An 18,860-nucleotide genomic window follows, 5' to 3' on the forward strand; every position below is an offset into this window, starting at 1 on the left:
CAATTGATTCCTATTAAAGCTTTTTGAATTTCAGGGTCATTCGATCGCTTTCCCCGATGGCCTTGTATTGCTCGGCCTTTTCATCACCCAAAGCTAAACGTGGTGGTAAAGTCCACACACCTTTCGGGTGGTTGGCGCTGTCCAACGGGTTGGCGTTGATTTCACTGCTTGCAACTAATTCGAATCCAGCTTGTTTAGCCAGGTTGATGACATAGTTTTGCTTCATATAACCAGAACGTTTCTGGTCTTCATCATCACGGTGTTCAGGTAAACGGTGCGCAACAACGCCCAAAGTGCCACCTGGTTTCAACGCTTTATTGAAAGCCTGAAAAGCAGCAAGCACACCTTCGTCACCCTGACGCATGTACCAGTTATGGACGCTACGGAAGATCAGTACCATGTCAGCGCTACCTGCAGGGGCAATATCAACGTGTGTGCCTGGTGCAAACTCAGTGACTTTGACTTCACTAAAGCGCGCATCTTCAGCGACTTTTTTCTTGAAGCCGTCCAGAGAACGTTTGAAGTAACCTTCGCTGTTTTCCGGGAAGTGTGCTGCGTAGTAAGTCCCCTGACCCTTAACAACCGGTGCCAGAATTTCACTGTACCAGCCACCACCTGGGGCAATTTCAACAACGGTCATATTTGGCTGAAGGCCAAAAAATGCCAGTGTTTGCTCCGGGTGACGATACTGGTCGCGTGCACGGTTCTCAGCCTTACGTTCAGCGCTCGCCACTGCTGAGCTCAGCTCGCTGGACGCACTGCTTTCAGTGGTGCTGTTACAGCCACTCAGGGCGGTCAAAATGCCTGCTGCGATGATAGATTTAATGGCAAATTTCATAGTCAGTTCCTTCACTGTCATTATTGTGATTGTCTTTTACTCACAATACTGGAAATTAGCGCAAACAAAAAGCGCGAAACGGTGAAGGTTTCGCGCTCATCGATTAGTGACGGAAATGACGCATGCCAGTGAAGACCATGGCCATGCCCGCTTCGTCGGCTGCGGCAATGACTTCTTCATCGCGCATTGAGCCGCCAGGCTGGATCACCGCAGTGATACCAGCTTCCGCTGCGGCATCGATACCGTCGCGGAACGGGAAGAAGGCATCAGAGGCCATAACAGACCCTTTGACTTCCAGGTTTTCATCGGCGGCTTTGATACCGGCGATCTTCGCAGAGTAAACACGGCTCATCTGGCCGGCACCCACACCTATGGTCATGCCATCACGTGCATAAACGATAGCATTCGACTTGACGAATTTAGCCACTTTCCAGCAGAACATCAGATCTTTCAGCTCTTGCTCGGTTGGCTGGCGCTTAGACACCACTTTCAAATCGCTCGCCTGAACCATGCCCTGGTCGCGGTCCTGAATTAGAACGCCACCATTGACACGCTTGATGTCAACGCCGGTTGTAGCCGTTTGCCATTCACCACATTCCAGCAAACGGACGTTCTTCTTCGCTGCCACAATTTGTGCCGCAGCGTCAGAGATTTTAGGGGCAATGATCACTTCAACGAACTGACGTGCAATGATGGCTTCAGCTGTGTCGGCATCCAGCTCACGGTTGAAAGCAATGATGCCGCCAAATGCAGACGTCGGATCGGTTTTGAAGGCACGGTCATAGGCGCTCAGGATGTCTTTATCTTGTGCCACACCACATGGGTTCGCATGCTTGACGATCACACAGGCAGGCTCTGAGAAGCTCTTCACACACTCAAGGGCCGCATCGGTATCTGCGATGTTGTTGTAAGACAGTGCTTTACCCTGAATTTGTTTCGCTGTCGCCACGGATGCTTCTTCAATGTCGTTTTCAACGTAGAAGGCTGCGTCCTGATGCGAGTTTTCACCGTAGCGCATATCCTGCTTCTTGGTGAACTGCATATTGATGGTGCGTGGGAACTTAGTGTCTTCGGCCGCCTCTTCGGTATAGTCCGGGACCATTTTACCGAAGTAGTTCGCGATCATGCCGTCATACTGCGCCGTGTGCTCATAAGCTGCAATCGCCAGGTCAAAGCGCGTCTTGTACTCAGTTGAGCCATTATTCGCTTTCATCTCGTTGATAACACGGTCATAGTCAGCTGCATTCACAACAATGGTCACATCTTTGTGGTTCTTCGCAGCAGCGCGAACCATAGTTGGACCGCCGATGTCGATGTTCTCAATCGCATCTTCCAGGGAGCAGTCAGCTTTTGCAACGGTTTGTGCAAAGGGGTATAAGTTGACTACAACCATATCAATGGCTGAGATGTTGTTGTCTGCCATCACGCCTTCGTCCTGGCCGCGACGTGCAAGAATACCACCGTGGATTTTCGGGTGTAGGGTTTTGACCCGGCCGTCCATGATTTCCGGGTGACCGGTGTGGTCAGATACTTCAGTAACAGGAATGCCGTTCTCGGCGATGAGTTTACAGGTGCCGCCAGTTGACAGGAGTTCAACGCCTTGCTCGCTCAGAGCACGGGCAAATTCAACGATACCGGTTTTGTCTGACACGCTTAGCAGCGCGCGACGAATTGGACGATGTATATCCATGATGGTTCAGGTTTCCTCAATGATAAGTTAAGGGCTAGCTTAGAAGTGCTGTATTTTAGCCTAACTTGGCTCAGAAAACGATTGAAAATGCGTGAGTGAGATTGAGAAAAACGGGGTTGCTTTTGGCTGTTTGCCATTTATTGCAGGTGAATGTTCGGGTTACAACAATAATCGCTCAATAAAAGTGACGCCAACAAAAAAGCACCCGAAGGTGCTTTTTGTGTTCGGCTGTGAACAGATTAGTTCATACCGTACTTTTTCAGTTTCTTACGTAGTGTACCACGGTTGATACCCAGTAAGATTGCAGCACGAGTCTGGTTACCACGTGTGTAAGTCATTACTTCTTCAAGTAGTGGTGCTTCAAGCTCAGAAAGAACCAACTCATAAACGTCTTGTACGTCCTGACCGTTAAGCTGTTTCAGGTAGTGGTGTACAGCTTTTTTCACTGCATCGCGAAGTGGTTGCGGTTTCTCTTGTGACTGAACATGAGCGTTAGTGATAAATGGAGAAGTCACATTTTGTTCGAACATCTTTATGTCTCTTTCTTAGTTAGCTGCTAGTGTTTCAAAATAGTGTTCTAATGTCTCGACTTGCGCATTGGCATCATCCAGAGCATTGAATACTCGCCTAAATTGACCTTCTTGGTCATGGGCCTGCAAATACCAGGACACATGTTTGCGTGCGATGCGTACACCCATTGGCATACCGTAGAACTGATGGAGGTTTGTCAAATGCTCCATCAAAATGCTGCGCACTTCGGATAATTCCGGAGCGGCTAGCGTTTCTCCAGTACGCAAATAATGGTCAATCTCCCGAAAAATCCAGGGACGACCTTGGGCTGCTCGACCAATCATGATGGCATCTGCGCCCGTAAATTCCAGAACCTGCTTGGCCTTTTGCGGAGAGTCAATGTCTCCATTAGCCACCACAGGAATGCCAACCGCTGCCTTGATCGCCTTGATCGTGGCGTATTCAGCATCGCCTTTATACATACATGCACGGGTACGCCCATGTACGGCCAAAGATGCAATACCATTGCGTTCGGCAATGCGGGCAATCTCAATGCCATTGCGATTTTCCGGGTCCCATCCAGTACGGATCTTTAGGGTGACAGGGACGTCGACTGCGTTGACCACGGCCTGAACTATCTCTTCCACAAGTTCCGGATATTGCAATAATGCTGAGCCTGCCAGCTTTTTATTCACTTTCTTAGCGGGGCAGCCCATATTGATATCTATGATCTGCGCGCCATTACTGACATTGAACTGCGCTGCTTGTGCCATCAATTCAGGATCTGATCCGGCAATTTGCACGGAACGAATACCCGACTCGCCGCTGTGATCCATGCGGTTCATTGATTTATCGGTTTTCCATACCTTCGGATTTGAAGACAACATTTCTGACACCGCCAGTCCGGCTCCTAAGCGCCGACACAATTGTCTGAAAGGCCTGTCGGTGATCCCCGCCATTGGCGCGACCATTAAGTTGTTTTCAAGTTGGTAAGGACCAATACGCACTGCTGTTCAATCCGCCTCTTTTCAAGGGGCGCTAAGTTTACGGTTTTTTTTGCAAAAATCAAAGGCTATAAATTGAACATAAGTGCTTTTTTTTTGAGCTTGACGGGTTGACTTTTTATAACAAACTGACTGAAGGCCATAATTGTTTTAAAATTAACCGTTTTTCATTTTAAGTAGGTGGGGATGACGCTGTAAAAAATGCGTAAAGCCTGTTAACTAAGGGCTTTACGCGTGATAGGGCACTAACCTTTTTTTCCGCTTACTCGGGTCCATTCACCTTCCTGAGCAATGGCATCCAGCGCAAGGAAAGGGGCATAGACATCGGCAACAGATTGCGCCTGCTCTTCCAGGATCCCCGACATGGCAATTTCACCGCCCGGTTTAAGAAAACCCAGGATCACTTCGTGAAGCTCTCTGAGAGGCTGAGCGAGGATATTTGCAACCACGATATCTGCAGAAAACTCAGGTTGGTTCTCTGGGAGGTAGACTTCCAGCTGCTCGACTACGCCATTACGGCTGGCATTATCGCGACTGGCAACCAGTGCCTGTGGATCGATATCGATGCCGATCACGCGTTCAGCACCCAGTTTGATCGCCGCGATCCCAAGGATCCCGGAGCCACAGCCAAAGTCGACGACGGTTTTGCCGCTTAAGTCTTGCTGTTCCAGCCACTTCAGGCATAGTGCGGTGGTCGCATGGGTCCCTGTGCCAAAGGCCAGTCCGGGGTCAAGCAGGACATTCACGGCGTCCGGCTCGGGTATATCGCGCCAGCTGGGGCAGATCCACAAACGCTCTCCGAATTTGATCGGGTGGAAGTTGTCCATCCACTCTCGTTCCCAATCTTTGTCTTCCAGCTGTTCCAGTTTGTACTTTAGCGGCGCATCGCTGGCCGTCTTTAAATAGTCCACAACGGCTTGCATATCATGACTTGCTTCAAACAAACCAATCACGATGGTTTGTGGCCACAGCAGCACTTCACCGGGCTTAGGCTCGTATATGGGGTTGTTTTGTCCGTCGATATATGTGACAGATGGACAGCCGATTTCCATAAGCAAATCGCTGTAATGGTCGGCGCTGGTTTTGTCGGCATCAATGCGGATCTGGATCCAAGCCATAGTTGTTACCTATTGATAAAGCAGGTCTTGAGACCTGTGAGTAAACTAAAAAGGCCGCAAATGCGGCCTTTAATGATTTTGAATGGGCGCTTAGCCTTTGACATCCAGGAAGCTCTTCAGTAAATCAGAGCGTGATGGATGACGCAGCTTTCGAAGCGCCTTGGCTTCAATCTGACGAATACGTTCACGTGTTACGTCAAACTGCTTACCAACTTCTTCCAGCGTATGGTCGGTATTCATGTCGATACCAAAACGCATGCGCAGTACTTTTGCCTCACGAGCTGTCAGGCCTGCAAGTACCTCATTGGTGGCGCCGCGCAGGCTTTCCATTGTGGCTGAATCCACCGGCGATTCAATCGTGGTGTCTTCGATGAAATCACCCAGATGCGAATCTTCATCATCACCGATTGGGGTTTCCATGGAGATTGGCTCTTTGGCAATTTTCAGCACTTTGCGGATCTTGTCTTCTGGCATCATCATGCGCTCTGCCAGCTCTTCCGGACTCGGCTCACGACCCATTTCCTGTAGCATCTGACGCGAAATACGATTCAACTTGTTGATCGTTTCAATCATATGTACCGGAATACGGATTGTACGTGCCTGGTCCGCAATAGAACGGGTGATTGCCTGACGGATCCACCACGTCGCATAAGTAGAGAACTTATAACCACGACGGTATTCAAACTTATCAACGGCTTTCATCAGACCAATGTTACCTTCCTGGATCAGATCCAGGAATTGCAGACCACGGTTGGTGTATTTCTTGGCAATTGAAATAACAAGACGTAAGTTGGCTTCAACCATTTCTTTTTTCGCACGACGGGCTTTCGCTTCACCAATGCTCATACGACGGTTGATGTCTTTGATACGTTCAATGCTCAGGCCTGTGCTTTCTTCAATGGCCGTCAGCTTATTCACACAGCGCTCAATCTCAGGCTTAACTTGAGCCAGCTTAGCTGAATGTTTGTCACCTGCGGCAATTTCTGCATCGACCCAGGCCATATCGGTTTCATTGTTGGCGAAGTGCTTGATGAAGGTTTTCTTCGGCAGTTTCGCTATCTGGCAAGCTTGCTTCATGATGATACGTTCTTGTACGCGAACGCGATCCATCATATCACGCATGTTATTTACCATGCGGTCAAATTGCTTAGGTACCAGCTTGAACTTACGGAATAACTCGCCAATTTCGGCGATCGCAGCTTGTGAGTCCGGGTGCGCTCGGCCTTTTACTTCAAAACACTTACGTGCATTGTTGTACAGGGTTCTTAATTCTTCGAAGTGCTCGCGCGCAATTTCAGGATCCGGGCCAGTATCAGCGTCTTCCGAATCGTCGTCGTCTTCATCGCCATCATCATCTTCATCGTCGAGATCTTCTTCGCTCAGCTCTGAACCGATGTGCGTTGCTGAAATGGGGGCTTCATCGTCTTCCAACGAGTCAAAAAAACCAGTTACAATGTCGCTCAGGCGCATCTCCTCGGCTTCGTACTTGTCCCATTGCTCCAGTAAGTAAGTAATGGCTTCAGGATACTCGGCAACCGAGATCTGAACCTGATTAATCCCTTCTTCAATGCGTTTAGCGATGAGAATTTCGCCTTCACGCGTCAGCAGTTCAACCGTGCCCATTTCACGCATATACATACGTACTGGATCTGTGGTCCTGCCGATTTCTTTTTCTACCGTTGCCAATGCGGCAGCCGCTGCTTCGGCTGCATCCTCGTCGGTCGTGGTTTCCTGCATCATCAGTTCGTCGACATCCGGTGCAGACTCTGCTACCTGGATACCCATATCATTGATCATGCTAATGATATCTTCTACTTGATCCGAATCTATGATGTCTTGTGGAAGGTGATCGTTAACTTCTGCAAAAGTTAAGTAACCTTGCTCTTTACCTTTCTGAATCAGAAGTTTGAGTTGTGACTGAGGAGATTGATCCATAGAGATTATTGCTTCCACTCTGATAAAGTTGTTACAACGGGCGTCAGCTAAAAACCACACTATTTTGGTTGACGCAGTGAATAGAACATTATAACAGCAAAAATTATTATTGACCAGTTCTTCGCGCACCTAACGCTTGAGTCAGGAGCGCGCATTCCAGTCGTTCATCGCTGTTTAACCCTTCTGTTTTGTCTTTTATTAATAAGGTCTCAAGGCGCAAATTTAAACACTGATCTTCAATAAACTGAAAAGTGTTTTTAAATTCATCAATGAGTTTTTCTTCATCAATGTTATGTTGCCAGGTTGCCAGCTTTTTGAGTGCTGAATATTCAGGCGTGTCCCTAAAAGCTTCAAGGATGTGTGCCGTCGTGTAATCAGGTCGTGATAAACAGGTGGCTTGTAAGGTCAGGAACAAGCGCATACCGGGTAAGGGGAGTTCTGCCAGATCCGGTAAATGTTCGACAACAGACGCCAGACTTGGATGCTGTAGCAACAGACCAATCGCTCTGCGCATTGGCGTGACTTTAAATTTACGTTCAATGGCATGCTGTTTTCGCGGTGTCGCCAGCTTGGCACTCAGTTGCTCGCGGGTACGACCGATCAGGCGCGCTAAAGTCGTCAGCAAAGACTCCTGATAATACTCACTGGGTACTTTCTCTATTAATGGCAGCGCTTCACTGAGTAACTTGGCTTTACCGGCATCAGTCGTTAAATCACATTGTTCTGACAGTCGGGCAAAGAGTACTTTGCCGTAGTCTTGTGCTTCAGACAGGCGCTGTTCAAATGTATCTTTACCTTCCTTTTGCACCAAGGAATCGGGGTCTTCACCATCCGGCAGAAAGACAAAGCGCAATGACTTGCCATCCTTTAAGTTGGGCAGTGCATGCTCCAGCGCACGCCAGGCAGCATCTTTACCAGCCCTGTCACCATCATAGCAACAAATGACCTCATCTGTGTTACGAAATAAAGTCTGCATATGTTCCGCTGTGGTTGCTGTGCCCAATGCTGCTACGGCATAGTCGATGCCATATTCAGAGAGGGCGACGACGTCCATATAGCCTTCAACGATCAGTACCTGTGCGAGCTGACGATGTGCTTGTTTAGCTTCATAAAAACCATATAACTCAAAGCTCTTATGAAAGATCCGCGTTTCCGGTGAGTTAAGGTATTTAGGGCCCTGATCTTGTCCCATAATACGACCACCGAAGGCGATCACTCTGCCACGCTTATCACGAATAGGGAACATCAACCGGTCTCGGAAAAAGTCGAACTGGCGACCCGGGGATTTCTCTGTCGCGAGTTTTAACTCAACCAGTTGCTGGCGTTGTGCCTGGTTACGCGCCAGGGTGCGAATAAGTTGATCCCACTCGGGCGGTGCAAAGCCAATCTGAAATTTATCGATGGTTTGCTGAGACAGGCCACGCCCAGTGACGTAGGCTTTAACCTCCGCTGATTTCTGATGTTGATTAAGCTGCTGCTGATAGTAACGCGCAGTTTGCTGCATCAGATCGTAATCGGACTTTTTCTCTTCAAAGCTTCTTTGTGGTCCGCCCAGGCCTTGTTCCCTGGGGATTTCCAGGCTGAACTGACCCGCTAATTCTTCAATGGCATCGACGAATTCGAGCTTGTCGTATTCCATTAAAAATGAAATGGCATTGCCGTTAGCACCACAGCCAAAACAATGATAAAACTGTTTATCACGAGAGACGGTGAAAGAAGGGGTTTTCTCGTTATGAAAAGGGCAACAGGCCTGATAATCTTTGCCGGCTTTTTTCAGACCAATACGGTTATCGATTAATTCAACGATGTCGGTTCTGGCCAACAGGTCGTCGATAAATTGTCTTGGGATTTTTCCTGCCATTTTTACCCTATCGCTTAGACGAAGAAACCGAGCGCTAGGCTCGGTTTACTTATAATCATACTTGATGCGGGGCTTATGCGCTAAGCTTCTGTTTAATCAAACCTGAAACTTTGCCCATATCAGCACGACCTTCAGCTTTTGCTTTGATCACGCCCATTACTTTGCCCATATCCTGCATACCAGCGGCGCCGGTGTCGGCGATTGCAGATTCGATCAAACTTGCTATTTCTTCTTCGCTCAAAGGTTGAGGTAAGAAGGACTCCAGCACGATGATCTCACCCGCTTCTACGTCCGCTAAATCTTCGCGGCCAGCGTCTTTATACTGAGTATAAGAATCGCGGCGTTGTTTTACCAGTTTCACTAAAACGGAGGTAATACCTGCGTCGTCCAGTGTGGTCTGGTTGTCGATTTCTCGTTGCTTAACTTCAGCAAGGGCAGCACGAATAGCAGTAAGACGAGGTTTGTCTTTGGCTTTCATTGCCGCTTTTTGCGCGTCTTTTAACGTAGCTAACAGGCTCATATGCAAGACTCGCAGCGATTAGTATAATTTAACGCGACGTGCGTTTTCGCGAGAAAGCTTTTTCATGTGACGCTTAACAGCAGCCGCTTTCTTACGCTTACGCTCAGCTGTTGGCTTTTCATAGTGCTCGCGACGACGAACTTCTGAAAGGATACCTGCTTTTTCACATGAACGCTTGAAACGACGAAGTGCTACGTCAAACGGTTCGTTCTCTCTTACTTTAATTACTGGCATTAAAAATTCACCTACCTAATTAGTGAGCTTTGCTCTAACCGACCAAAAAACGGTCAATTGGTTCAAAAATGGTGCGGTATTGTAAGCCGAAGCATCACCGCATGTAAAGACCAAATTATAGTTAAAATTGCGGCAACTGTCATGCCACAGGCCTGAAGCCACGGTCAACGTGAGCATTTATACTAAACTGTCCATTAATTCAGCAAGTTAGTGTAAATGCGGGATTGGTTAAGTGCGCTGGTAGAGACGGCAACAAACCTGTCCGGCTTGTTTTTCTTTCAAAATTGTCCAGTTCTCGGGAAATGTGGGCGTACTCTCGCGTTCAAATTCGACATAAATGAGGGCATCTTCACTTAGCCACTGATTGGCCTCCAGCAAAGCACAGCAGGATTGCACCATGTCGCGCCTGAATGGTGGGTCAACAAATACCAGGTCAAACGGTTGTGCTGCCGGGGTCGCCAGTTTATTCAGGCTATCGCCTTGTTCGACCCGGGCATTGTCAACCTTGAGCGTATCGGCGTTTTGTTGCAGCTGTTGTGCAACCTGCTTATCAAATTCGAAGAAGGTGGCGCTGTGCGCAAACCGTGACAAAGCCTCAAAGCCCAGGCTACCAGAGCCCGCAAAACAGTCGAGTACTTTGGCATCTCTGACATCCTGCATCAGCCAGTTAAACACGGTTTCTTTGACTCGGTCGGTGGTTGGTCTGAGTCCTTCAACGTCTTTAACGGGCAGTTTTCTGCCTCGAAATCGCCCACTGATCAATCGGATATGCCCTGACACCGGCTTTTTTGACTGCTGCTTTCTCATTTTTTACCAACTACGCGCAAAAGATAGCGGTCAGTATACCGCATCGGGGGAGGTGGATAGCAAGGTTTATTGTGACGCAGTGTGTTTATCAGGCAGATATCACTAAGCTGTGATTTTTCATCCTATTGGAACATGTTACACTGTCGCTCCAGTAATGATAGAGCTTGTTATCAGCCATTTGCATGGCCTGTCAGGTTTTCCTACAGAGCGCGGCCAGTGCATTTGGAGTATCTGCGCAAACAAGTTCTCACTAATTTGATTGCACACTAAAACGGTATTTAGCGAGTTATGGGTAAAAAGAGCAAAATTCTATCCTGGTTAGGATTTGGAAAGTCAGATAAAAAGCAGCAAGAAGCTGAACGAGAAGCCGCTCGCTTGGCCGAAGAGCAGGCAGCGCGAGAAGAAGCCGCTCGCTTGGCCGAAGAGCAGGCAGCGCGAGAAGAAGCCGAGCGTTTAGCTAAAGAGCAGGCAGAGCGTGAAGAAGCCGAGCGTTTAGCTAACGAGCAGGCAGCGCGTGAAGAATCTGAGCGTCTTGCCAAAGAGCAGGCAGAGCGCGAAGAATCTGAGCGTCTTGCCAAAGAGCAGGCAGAGCGCGAAGAAGCCGAGCGTCTTGCTAAAGAGCAGGCAGAGCGCGAAGCAGCCGAGCGTCTTGCTAAAGAACAGGCAGAGCGTGAAGCAGCAGAGCGTCTTGCTAAAGAACAGGCAGAGCGTGACGAAGCCGAGCGCCTTGCTAAAGAGCAGGCAGAGCGCGAAGAAGCAGCGCGTTTAGCTAAAGAGCAGGCAGAGCGTGACGAAGCCGAGCGTTCAGCTAAAGAGCAGGCCGAGCGTGACGAAGCCGAGCGTCTTGCTAAAGAGCAGGCGGAACGAGAAGAAGCAGCGCGTTTAGCCAAAGAACAGGCAGAGCGAGAAGAAGCCGAGCGTTTAGCCAAAGAACAGGCAGAGCGTGAAGAAGCCGCGCGTTTAGCCAAAGAACAGGCTGAGCGTGAAGAAGCAGCGCGTTTAGCCAAAGAACAGGCAGAGCGTGAAGAAGCAGCGCGTTTAGCCAAAGAACAGGCTGAGCGCGAAGAAGCCGAGCGTTTAGCCAAAGAACAGGCCGAGCGTGAAGAAGCTGAGCGTTTAGCCAAAGAGCAGGCAGAGCGTGAAGAAGCAGCGCGTTTAGCCAAAGAACAGGCAGAGCGTGAAGAAGCAGCGCGTTTAGCCAAAGAACAGGCTGAGCGCGAAGAAGCCGAGCGTTTAGCCAAAGAACAGGCAGAGCGTGAAGAAGCTGCGCGTTTAGCTAAAGAGCAGGCAGAGCGCGAAGAAGCCGAGCGTTTAGCTAAAAAACAGGCAGAGCGCGAAGAAGCCGAGCGTTTAGCCAAGGAACAGGCAGAGCATGAAGAAGCTGCGCGTTTAGCCAAAGAGCAGGCAGAGCGTGAAGAAGCTGAGCGTCAGGCGCAGGAACAAGAAAAACCGAAGAAGAAAGGTTTTTTTGCTCGTCTGAAGCAGGGCTTGCTGAAAACTAAGACCAACATTGGTTCCGGCTTTGCCAATATTTTCCGGGGCAAAAAGATCGACGATGAGCTATTCGAAGATCTGGAAACACAGTTATTGACGGCTGACATTGGTGTTGAGACAACCATGAAGCTGATAGATAACCTGACTGATGCAGCGGACCGTAAGCAGCTCAAAGATGGCGAAGCGCTATATGATCTGATGAAACAGGAAATGGCAGATATTCTGAAGGATGCAGAAAAGCCGCTAGAGATCCCGGCCAATAAAAAACCATTTGTGATTTTGATGGTGGGTGTGAATGGGGTTGGTAAGACCACCACAATCGGCAAAATGGCGAAGCAGTTCCAGGCTCAGGGTAAGTCAGTGATGCTGGCCGCCGGTGATACTTTCCGGGCAGCAGCGGTAGAGCAGCTGCAAGTGTGGGGTGAGCGTAACGATATTCCTGTTATTGCGCAGCATACTGGTGCAGACAGTGCATCGGTTGTATTCGATGCCTTCCAGGCTGCACAGGCACGTGATGTTGACGTATTAATAGCAGATACGGCCGGTCGATTGCAGAATAAAGATAACCTGATGCAGGAGCTTGAAAAAATTGCGCGGGTTATGAAGAAATTGGATCCGGATGCACCACACGAAGTGATGCTTACTATAGATGCGGGCACTGGCCAAAATGCGATTAGTCAGGTGAAACTATTTGATCAGGCCGTGGGTCTGACTGGCATTACCCTGACTAAGCTGGATGGTACCGCCAAGGGTGGGGTGATCTTTGCGGTTGCAGATCAATTCAAGATGCCTATCCGCTATATTGGTGTAGGTGAAAGTATTGACGATCTGAGAACCTTTAAGAGCGATGACTTTATCGAAGCACTTTTCAGTCAGGATAATTAAGACTGACAGTCAGGTGCTGCTCTGATCCTGCATGTCGGGATCAGGTAAAGCGGAAGCAGTATAACAAGAGCAGGGCAGGCAATGATCAAGTTTGAGCAAGTCAGTAAAACCTACCCCGGTGGACACCGGGCGCTGGAAAAGGTCAGTTTTGAGCTCACTAAAGGTGAGCTGGCGTTTCTGACTGGTCACAGTGGTGCGGGTAAGAGTACCCTGCTGAAGTTGATCAGCCTGATGGAACGCCCCTCAGCCGGGCGTGTTGCCATCAATGGTGTCGATCTGAATCAAATTAAAAATAGCCAGGTGCCGTATATTCGTCGCGACATTGGCATTATTTTTCAAAATCACCGCCTGCTGGAGCGCTATAATGTCTTCGACAATGTGGCACTGCCATTGGTCATTGAGGGCACCCATCATAATCATATGACCAAACGGGTACATGCGGCACTCGATAAGGTCGGCCTGCTAGACAAAGTAAAGTGTCAGCCGAGCACTTTGTCTGGAGGTGAACAGCAACGTGTGGGGATCGCCCGTGCAATTGTGAATTCGCCCCCCTTATTATTGGCAGATGAGCCGACCGGTAACCTGGATCCGGAATTATCAATGGAAATTCTCAAGTTGTTTGAGGACTTTAACCGCCATGGCACGTCGGTACTGATTGCCACACACGACCTTGGCCTGATTGCGCGGATGAAATACCGTAGTCTGACACTGGATCATGGCCGTTTAATTCAGGATCCTCTGCTGGGCACGTCGCTGCCAGGAGACGCGCTATGAGCTTATTATTCAAAGGTCGCGGCACGCAAAACGACAAACAAAGCAAATCGGTGATCCTGAAGTGTTACTTCTTCATTATTACGATATTGCGTCAGGGTGTGCATAGTTTAGGTGAAATGTGGCGTACCCCTTTGGCGTCGATGATGACCATTTTGGTGCTGGGTCTGAGTCTGACGTTACCAACCACCCTGTATGTGGTGGTTAAGAATGTGCAGAAAGTCAGTAGCGGCTTTCAGGAAGCGGCTGAGATCTCTTTGTTTGTCAAAGACAGTGTCAGTGAGCAGGCAACACAGACTTTGGTAAAGCGGCTGGCACTTTACCCTGAAATTGACACCGTTAGTTTCATTGGCAAAGACAACGCGCTGGAAGAGTTCAAATCCATCTCCGGGTTTGGCCAGGCACTGGATTATCTCGAAGAAAACCCGTTGCCCAGCGTCGTTCTGGTGACACCGACGGTTCGTCACCGCAGTGCACAAGCTGCTAATGCTCTGCTAAATAAACTGGAGCAGGAAAGAGAAATTGAGTTTGGTAAGTTAGATATTGAATGGCTTGAGCGCCTCAATGCCTTACTTAGCTTGCTTAAAGAAAGCGTGATCACCATCGGCTTACTGTTGCTCAGTGCTGTAGTCCTTATCATTGGTAACACCATTCGCTTGTCTATTATGGATAAGAAAGAAGAGATCCAGGTACTCAAGCTTGTTGGTGCGACCAACACATTTATTCATACGCCGTTTTTATGGACCGGGATCTGGTATGGGATCATTGGCGGCTTGATCGCCTTTATTTGTGTCATGTTGATGCTGTGGTGGCTTGAGTCAGCCGTTGCCCTGGTGGTGGGTGTGTATCAAAGTAACTTTGTACTACAGGGGTTATCTGGATCAGAGTTGCTGTGCCTGTTATTGCTGGCTGTGGCGTTGGGCTTTATCGGGTCTTTTTTATCGGTAAGAAAGTACATCAAAGACATCGAGCCAGACAAGGTGTAAAACTGCGCTCAGTTGTAATGGCCAAGAGAGTGCTAACTGATAAATACTTTAGCACTCTGTTAGGATAGATTAGCACTCTAACTCTTCCAAATTAGCACTGTCAGATATTGCAGCTGGCATTATCTGAACATCCGCTTACCATAAGTGCTTTTCTGAAGCCTAAAATACCCGTTTAAAATCAATGGCTTAATTATTAATTAAAGTGTAATAATAAAAAGCTTGATCTTTAAGGTTGAAAAGTAGTAGATTGCATTTAGCACTCTAAGGTAAAGAGTGCTAAAATTGGCAAAACGAATTATCACTGAGGTGAAAAATGAGTAAAGACATTTATGCGATGGCACTGACCGCTGGGCAACAAAGCGCGAGTATAGAAGGCTACCTACAATCGGTCAGTTCTATCCCGATGCTGGACGCTGAGCAGGAAAAAGCGTTGGCAACCCGCCTGCATGAGGATGGGGATTTGCACGCAGCTAAGCAGCTCATTATCTCTCATTTGAGATTTGTCGCCCATATTGCTAAAAGCTACTCTGGTTATGGCTTGCCACAGGCAGACTTAATCCAGGAAGGCAATATTGGTCTGATGAAAGCGGTGAAGCGCTTTGATCCGACAGTTGGTGTGCGTCTGGTGTCGTTTGCTGTACACTGGATCAAAGCCGAAATTCATGAATACGTATTAAAGAACTGGCGTATTGTTAAGGTTGCCACCACTAAAGCGCAACGCAAACTATTCTTCAACCTGCGTAAAAATAAGAAGCGCCTGGGTTGGTTTAATCAGGAAGAGATCACCACAGTTGCAAATGAACTGGGTGTCAGTGAAAAAGAAGTACGTGAAATGGAATCGCGCATGAGCGGCCAGGACATGGGTTTCGACTTAACTGCAGATGATGATGATAACAGTCCGAGCAGCAGTTTTTCACCGGTCCAGTACCTGACAGATGCAAGCAGTGATGTTGCAGAGGTCATTGAAGAAGAACAGTGGCAGGAGCAATCTCAAAACCGTCTTATCGCAGCAATGAAGACGCTGGATGAACGTTCTCAGGACATTGTGGCCGCACGTTGGCTGTCTGAAGATAAAGCGACGTTACAAGATTTGGCAGATAAATATCAGGTTTCAGCGGAACGCGTTCGTCAGCTGGAAAAATCTGCAATGAAAAAGTTACAGGCTGCAATGAGCTAATTGCTTAAGCTCCCTGAATAAAATTGAAAGTGCCGCTCAAGTTAGCGGCATTTTTTATGGCTGAAACAAAATTGAGCTTACAAGTGTAAGCCTATTTGATTATAATGCGCCGACTTGATAATAGGAGTCTCTATTTTGTTAGCTGTAGTTCGAATCCTGGCAATGGCGCTGTTTATCATCCTCAGTTGTCTGGCTGGCCTGACATTGAGCCTGATCCGCCCTTTCCATGCTAATAACGTGCATGTGGTTGCGTCCTGGTTTGGCAAGATGTCGCGTGTGATCGGGGTTAAGCTCGAGATCTCAATTGATCCTGGTGCGAAAGATCTGGGTCCCGCAATGTATATTGCTAATCACCAGAATAACTATGATTTATTTACCTTACCTGCTGTGGTGCCGCACAACACAGTGAGTATGGGCAAGAAAAGCCTGAAGTGGGTGCCTTTTTTTGGTCAGTTGTACTGGTTATCTGGCAACATTCTGATCGACAGGGCGAATCGCACAAAAGCGGTGAACACGCTGGACAAATCCATTGCAAAAATTAAGCAACGAGGGATGTCATTGTGGATGTTTCCGGAAGGAACGCGCAGCTACGGCAGAGGCTTACTGCCGTTTAAAACTGGTGCGTTTCATACTGCCCTGAGTGCTGATGTGCCTGTTGTGCCGGTTTGTATGAACAGTACGGCTGGTCAGATTAAGCTTAACCGTTGGGATAACGGCACAGTGTACATTGATGTTCTGGCACCAATCAGCCTGGACAAAGACATACCCGCACGTGAGCATGCCAAACAGATCCATGCTAAAATGGCAGCACATATTGCACAGTTAGACGAAAAAGTGAGAGCAGCAAGTGGAAAATTGGCAAGAGATCAGTGAAGACATCGTTGATTCGTTGTTAGAAGATGGGTCAAACCCGGATACCTTGTATGAGGTAGAACATCATTTTGTCAGCGAAGAATTTGAAAAGCTGGAACAGGCAGCGCTGGCTGCATTTAAACTTGGGTATGATGTTGAAGATCCGGCAGAGCTTGAGCTGGAAGATGGCAGTAAAATCTGGGGTTTTGATGTTGTCGTTGAAGCTGAGCTGGATGCAGCAGTGATTATGGAAGATGTCACTAAGCTGGTTGAAATTGCCACACACTGTGGTGTTGAGTACGATGGTTGGGGTACCTATTTTCAGGAGTAATCCCGCGTTGTAACTTCAGGTCAGGTGCCAAAGCAGCCCTGATCTGACACTTTTGTTCATAATACCTCATCCTTTTCTATTAAACTCGCTACAATGACTAGACAATTAAGTCTAGCCTATGCATATTAATGCAATTTACACTGCCGTCAGGCCTCATGCGAGCGATATGCGAGTCACCCTCCCTATTGAAGAGTTAAAACCCGGCATGTTTGTGGACAGCGTTCATAAACAAAAGTCAGGTGCTGAAGTTAAGATTAAATCTCGGGGTATGGTTCGGGATGACGCTATCATTGCTCGTCTGGTTGCCAATGGGGTGGTTGAGCTGAATATCGACTTTGCTCAAAGCGACATTCCGATTCCCGAAAAATACCAGCAACCCCAGGAAAAACCGGATGCGGCTGAGGCTGAGTCAAAAAAGCAGACGGCACAGCAAAAATCAGATAGAACCACCAAATCTGCTCCCACTAAAGAAAAAGTCATCAGCCTGGAAGAAGAATTTGCGAATGCAGCCAGGCAATTTGAACAGCACAATAAACAATTACAAATGCTGTATGGCAATCTGACAGCGGGCATGCAAGTCGATATGACGTTGATTAACGACATCAGTCAGGAAATAGTGGGCTCGGTACTGAGAAACACCAATGCGATGGCGATTTTAACGCGGATTAAGGACAAAGAAGGCTTTAATTGGCGTCATATGATCAACTGTGCGATTTTAGTGACTGTGTTTGCAAAGTATCTTGGCCTGGGTAAAAAGGTGATTGAACAAATGGCCATTGGTGCCATGCTACATGATGTTGGGCATACCAAAATACCTCAGGGCATCATCGACAAAAGTGGCCCCCTTAATAAATTAGAAATGAAAACCATGCAACGCCATGTTGCGCAGTCATTGGGACTGACGCGCGGTGCGCCAGGGATCACGCCTTTGATGCTGGATATGATAGTCAGCCATCATGAGCGCCTCGATGGCAGCGGTTACCCGCGTCGCTTACAGGGCATGCAGATCAGTAAAGCTGCGCGTATCATGGCGATTGTGGATGTGTACGAGGGAATGACTGCGGAGCGTCCTCATCGTGATGGCGATGAGCCTTTGGTTGCGCTACGATATTTGCTGGCTAATAAGGCTCAGTTTGACCCTGTACTGGTACAGCACTTTATCAAATGCATTGGTGTGCACCCTGTGGGCACCATAGTGAAACTCAGTAATGAGCGTCTGGCATTAGTTTTAGAGGGGAATCGGGGGGCGCCAACAGCACCCAAAGTGCGGGTGTTCTACAACACCAAGCATATGCACCATATCACGGCCAAAGACATTGATTTAAATGAGCAGGACAAAATCAAAATCGCTTCTACCGTCCGGCCACTGGACTATCAGATCAATTTATCCCGTCTGTTAAAAGATCATCTGCTTGCTTAAGTTTGCGTTTCTGCCATTGCGCAGATAGCAAAGCGCCGGCCAGGCAGCTGGCCATCATCAGGATCCACACTAACGTGCCTTTTTCGGTATGTAATGCCAGGCAGCTGCATACCAAAGCCAGCAGGGCGCTCAGTATCGCAGCCAGCCAGTAATGGTTGAGTGGGTTGTCGCATTGCCCGGCCCGCTTGCAAGCGCAGTAGTTAGCTTTGCACAGGCTGAATACGCTAAGTCCACAGAATGTCAGTGCACCGATCATCAATACTGCCAGCATAGACCTAATCTCCCTACAAGTGCCTCAATATCGCAAGGCGGTGAATGTGGCTAAGAGTATATGCGAATCAGTATCTCGACTCAATAGTAATGAGAATTAATATCATTTGGGTGTGTAAAGTTGAGGTTAGAGTAATTGCTCTTCATCTGATCTGAT

Annotated in this window: 18 protein-coding genes; 7 read left to right on the top strand and 11 right to left on the bottom strand. The window is 48.2% G+C overall.

Annotated features, from left to right (window positions below; translation table 11 throughout):
* Positions 1-13: 13 nt before the first annotated feature.
* The 10 genes from PRUB_RS01250 to rsmD form a co-directional block, all read right to left on the bottom strand.
* Positions 14-838: a class I SAM-dependent methyltransferase gene (locus PRUB_RS01250; RefSeq protein WP_010383249.1), complete on the bottom strand. Its 825-nt coding sequence runs from the start codon at positions 836-838 to the stop codon at positions 14-16.
* Between the two features lie 103 nt (positions 839-941).
* A complete protein-coding gene (gene purH / locus PRUB_RS01255) occupies positions 942-2,528 on the bottom strand; it encodes a bifunctional phosphoribosylaminoimidazolecarboxamide formyltransferase/IMP cyclohydrolase (RefSeq protein ID WP_010383248.1) in 1,587 nt (528 codons plus the stop codon).
* Between the two features lie 239 nt (positions 2,529-2,767).
* Positions 2,768-3,058 (bottom strand): DNA-binding transcriptional regulator Fis, encoded by a 291-nt coding sequence (gene fis, locus PRUB_RS01260; RefSeq protein WP_010374122.1) that lies wholly within the window; start codon positions 3,056-3,058, stop codon positions 2,768-2,770.
* A gap of 15 nt (positions 3,059-3,073) precedes the next feature.
* Positions 3,074-4,045, bottom strand: coding sequence for a tRNA dihydrouridine synthase DusB (gene dusB, locus PRUB_RS01265; protein WP_040644614.1), 972 nt, complete (start codon positions 4,043-4,045; stop codon positions 3,074-3,076).
* A gap of 242 nt (positions 4,046-4,287) precedes the next feature.
* Positions 4,288-5,160, bottom strand: a complete 873-nt coding sequence (prmA, locus tag PRUB_RS01270) for a 50S ribosomal protein L11 methyltransferase (RefSeq protein ID WP_010383246.1) — start codon at positions 5,158-5,160, stop codon at positions 4,288-4,290.
* A 90-nt stretch (positions 5,161-5,250) separates the two neighbouring features.
* Positions 5,251-7,095, bottom strand: a complete 1,845-nt coding sequence (gene rpoD / locus PRUB_RS01275) for an RNA polymerase sigma factor RpoD (protein WP_010383245.1) — start codon at positions 7,093-7,095, stop codon at positions 5,251-5,253.
* Between the two features lie 106 nt (positions 7,096-7,201).
* Positions 7,202-8,956, bottom strand: coding sequence for a DNA primase (gene dnaG / locus PRUB_RS01280; protein ID WP_010383243.1), 1,755 nt, complete (start codon positions 8,954-8,956; stop codon positions 7,202-7,204).
* A 73-nt stretch (positions 8,957-9,029) separates the two neighbouring features.
* A complete protein-coding gene (locus tag PRUB_RS01285; RefSeq protein WP_010383241.1) occupies positions 9,030-9,476 on the bottom strand; it encodes a GatB/YqeY domain-containing protein in 447 nt (148 codons plus the stop codon).
* Positions 9,477-9,494: 18 nt separating this feature from the next.
* The gene (rpsU, locus tag PRUB_RS01290; protein WP_010362466.1) at positions 9,495-9,710 is read right to left on the bottom strand and encodes a 30S ribosomal protein S21; all 216 of its coding nucleotides are present in this window, start codon (positions 9,708-9,710) and stop codon (positions 9,495-9,497) included.
* Positions 9,711-9,938: 228 nt separating this feature from the next.
* Positions 9,939-10,517 carry a 16S rRNA (guanine(966)-N(2))-methyltransferase RsmD gene (gene rsmD, locus PRUB_RS01295; protein ID WP_010383239.1) on the bottom strand — a complete coding sequence of 193 codons (579 nt, stop codon included), beginning with the start codon at positions 10,515-10,517 and terminating at the stop codon, positions 9,939-9,941.
* A gap of 288 nt (positions 10,518-10,805) precedes the next feature.
* Between rsmD and ftsY the strand changes: the two genes are divergently transcribed.
* The 7 genes from ftsY to PRUB_RS01330 all read left to right on the top strand — a co-directional run bounded on the left by ftsY (position 10,806) and on the right by PRUB_RS01330 (position 18,433).
* Positions 10,806-12,896, top strand: coding sequence for a signal recognition particle-docking protein FtsY (ftsY, locus tag PRUB_RS01300; protein ID WP_010383237.1), 2,091 nt, complete (start codon positions 10,806-10,808; stop codon positions 12,894-12,896).
* A gap of 81 nt (positions 12,897-12,977) precedes the next feature.
* A complete protein-coding gene (gene ftsE, locus PRUB_RS01305; RefSeq protein WP_010383235.1) occupies positions 12,978-13,670 on the top strand; it encodes a cell division ATP-binding protein FtsE in 693 nt (230 codons plus the stop codon).
* Entirely contained in the window at positions 13,667-14,653 is a 987-nt protein-coding gene (gene ftsX, locus PRUB_RS01310; protein ID WP_010383232.1) for a permease-like cell division protein FtsX, read from the top strand. Before ftsE ends, ftsX begins: the two co-directional genes overlap by 4 nt.
* 313 nt (positions 14,654-14,966) lie before the next feature.
* On the top strand, positions 14,967-15,830 hold the full coding sequence (gene rpoH, locus PRUB_RS01315) for an RNA polymerase sigma factor RpoH (protein ID WP_010383230.1): 864 nt from the start codon (positions 14,967-14,969) through the stop codon (positions 15,828-15,830).
* Between the two features lie 135 nt (positions 15,831-15,965).
* Positions 15,966-16,703, top strand: coding sequence for a 1-acylglycerol-3-phosphate O-acyltransferase (locus PRUB_RS01320; protein WP_010383228.1), 738 nt, complete (start codon positions 15,966-15,968; stop codon positions 16,701-16,703).
* Positions 16,678-17,013 carry a ribonuclease E inhibitor RraB gene (gene rraB / locus PRUB_RS01325; RefSeq protein WP_010383227.1) on the top strand — a complete coding sequence of 112 codons (336 nt, stop codon included), beginning with the start codon at positions 16,678-16,680 and terminating at the stop codon, positions 17,011-17,013. The genes PRUB_RS01320 and rraB overlap by 26 nt, the downstream gene beginning before the upstream one ends.
* 166 nt (positions 17,014-17,179) lie before the next feature.
* Entirely contained in the window at positions 17,180-18,433 is a 1,254-nt protein-coding gene (locus tag PRUB_RS01330; protein WP_040645119.1) for a cyclic di-GMP phosphodiesterase, read from the top strand.
* On the opposite strand, the gene PRUB_RS01335 is transcribed toward PRUB_RS01330, so the two are convergent.
* Positions 18,393-18,704: a hypothetical protein gene (locus PRUB_RS01335; protein WP_010383225.1), complete on the bottom strand. Its 312-nt coding sequence runs from the start codon at positions 18,702-18,704 to the stop codon at positions 18,393-18,395. The two genes, PRUB_RS01330 and PRUB_RS01335, sit on opposite strands and share 41 nt — an antisense overlap.
* Positions 18,705-18,860: the final 156 nt, after the last annotated feature.

Source organism: Pseudoalteromonas rubra, assembly GCF_000238295.3.
Taxonomy (GTDB): Bacteria; Pseudomonadota; Gammaproteobacteria; order Enterobacterales; family Alteromonadaceae; genus Pseudoalteromonas; species Pseudoalteromonas rubra.

Coding starts and splice junctions, on each gene's coding strand:
- ftsX (WP_010383232.1), top strand. CDS start 13,667: ATGAGCTTATTATTCAAAGGTCGCGGCACGCAAAACGACAAACAAAGC.
- PRUB_RS01250 (WP_010383249.1), bottom strand. CDS start 838: ATGAAATTTGCCATTAAATCTATCATCGCAGCAGGCATTTTGACCGCC.
- purH (WP_010383248.1), bottom strand. CDS start 2,528: ATGGATATACATCGTCCAATTCGTCGCGCGCTGCTAAGCGTGTCAGAC.
- fis (WP_010374122.1), bottom strand. CDS start 3,058: ATGTTCGAACAAAATGTGACTTCTCCATTTATCACTAACGCTCATGTT.
- dnaG (WP_010383243.1), bottom strand. CDS start 8,956: ATGGCAGGAAAAATCCCAAGACAATTTATCGACGACCTGTTGGCCAGA.
- PRUB_RS01285 (WP_010383241.1), bottom strand. CDS start 9,476: ATGAGCCTGTTAGCTACGTTAAAAGACGCGCAAAAAGCGGCAATGAAA.
- ftsY (WP_010383237.1), top strand. CDS start 10,806: ATGGGTAAAAAGAGCAAAATTCTATCCTGGTTAGGATTTGGAAAGTCA.
- PRUB_RS01330 (WP_040645119.1), top strand. CDS start 17,180: ATGCGAGTCACCCTCCCTATTGAAGAGTTAAAACCCGGCATGTTTGTG.
- prmA (WP_010383246.1), bottom strand. CDS start 5,160: ATGGCTTGGATCCAGATCCGCATTGATGCCGACAAAACCAGCGCCGAC.
- rpsU (WP_010362466.1), bottom strand. CDS start 9,710: ATGCCAGTAATTAAAGTAAGAGAGAACGAACCGTTTGACGTAGCACTT.
- ftsE (WP_010383235.1), top strand. CDS start 12,978: ATGATCAAGTTTGAGCAAGTCAGTAAAACCTACCCCGGTGGACACCGG.
- rpoD (WP_010383245.1), bottom strand. CDS start 7,095: ATGGATCAATCTCCTCAGTCACAACTCAAACTTCTGATTCAGAAAGGT.
- PRUB_RS01335 (WP_010383225.1), bottom strand. CDS start 18,704: ATGCTGGCAGTATTGATGATCGGTGCACTGACATTCTGTGGACTTAGC.
- rpoH (WP_010383230.1), top strand. CDS start 14,967: ATGAGTAAAGACATTTATGCGATGGCACTGACCGCTGGGCAACAAAGC.
- rsmD (WP_010383239.1), bottom strand. CDS start 10,517: ATGAGAAAGCAGCAGTCAAAAAAGCCGGTGTCAGGGCATATCCGATTG.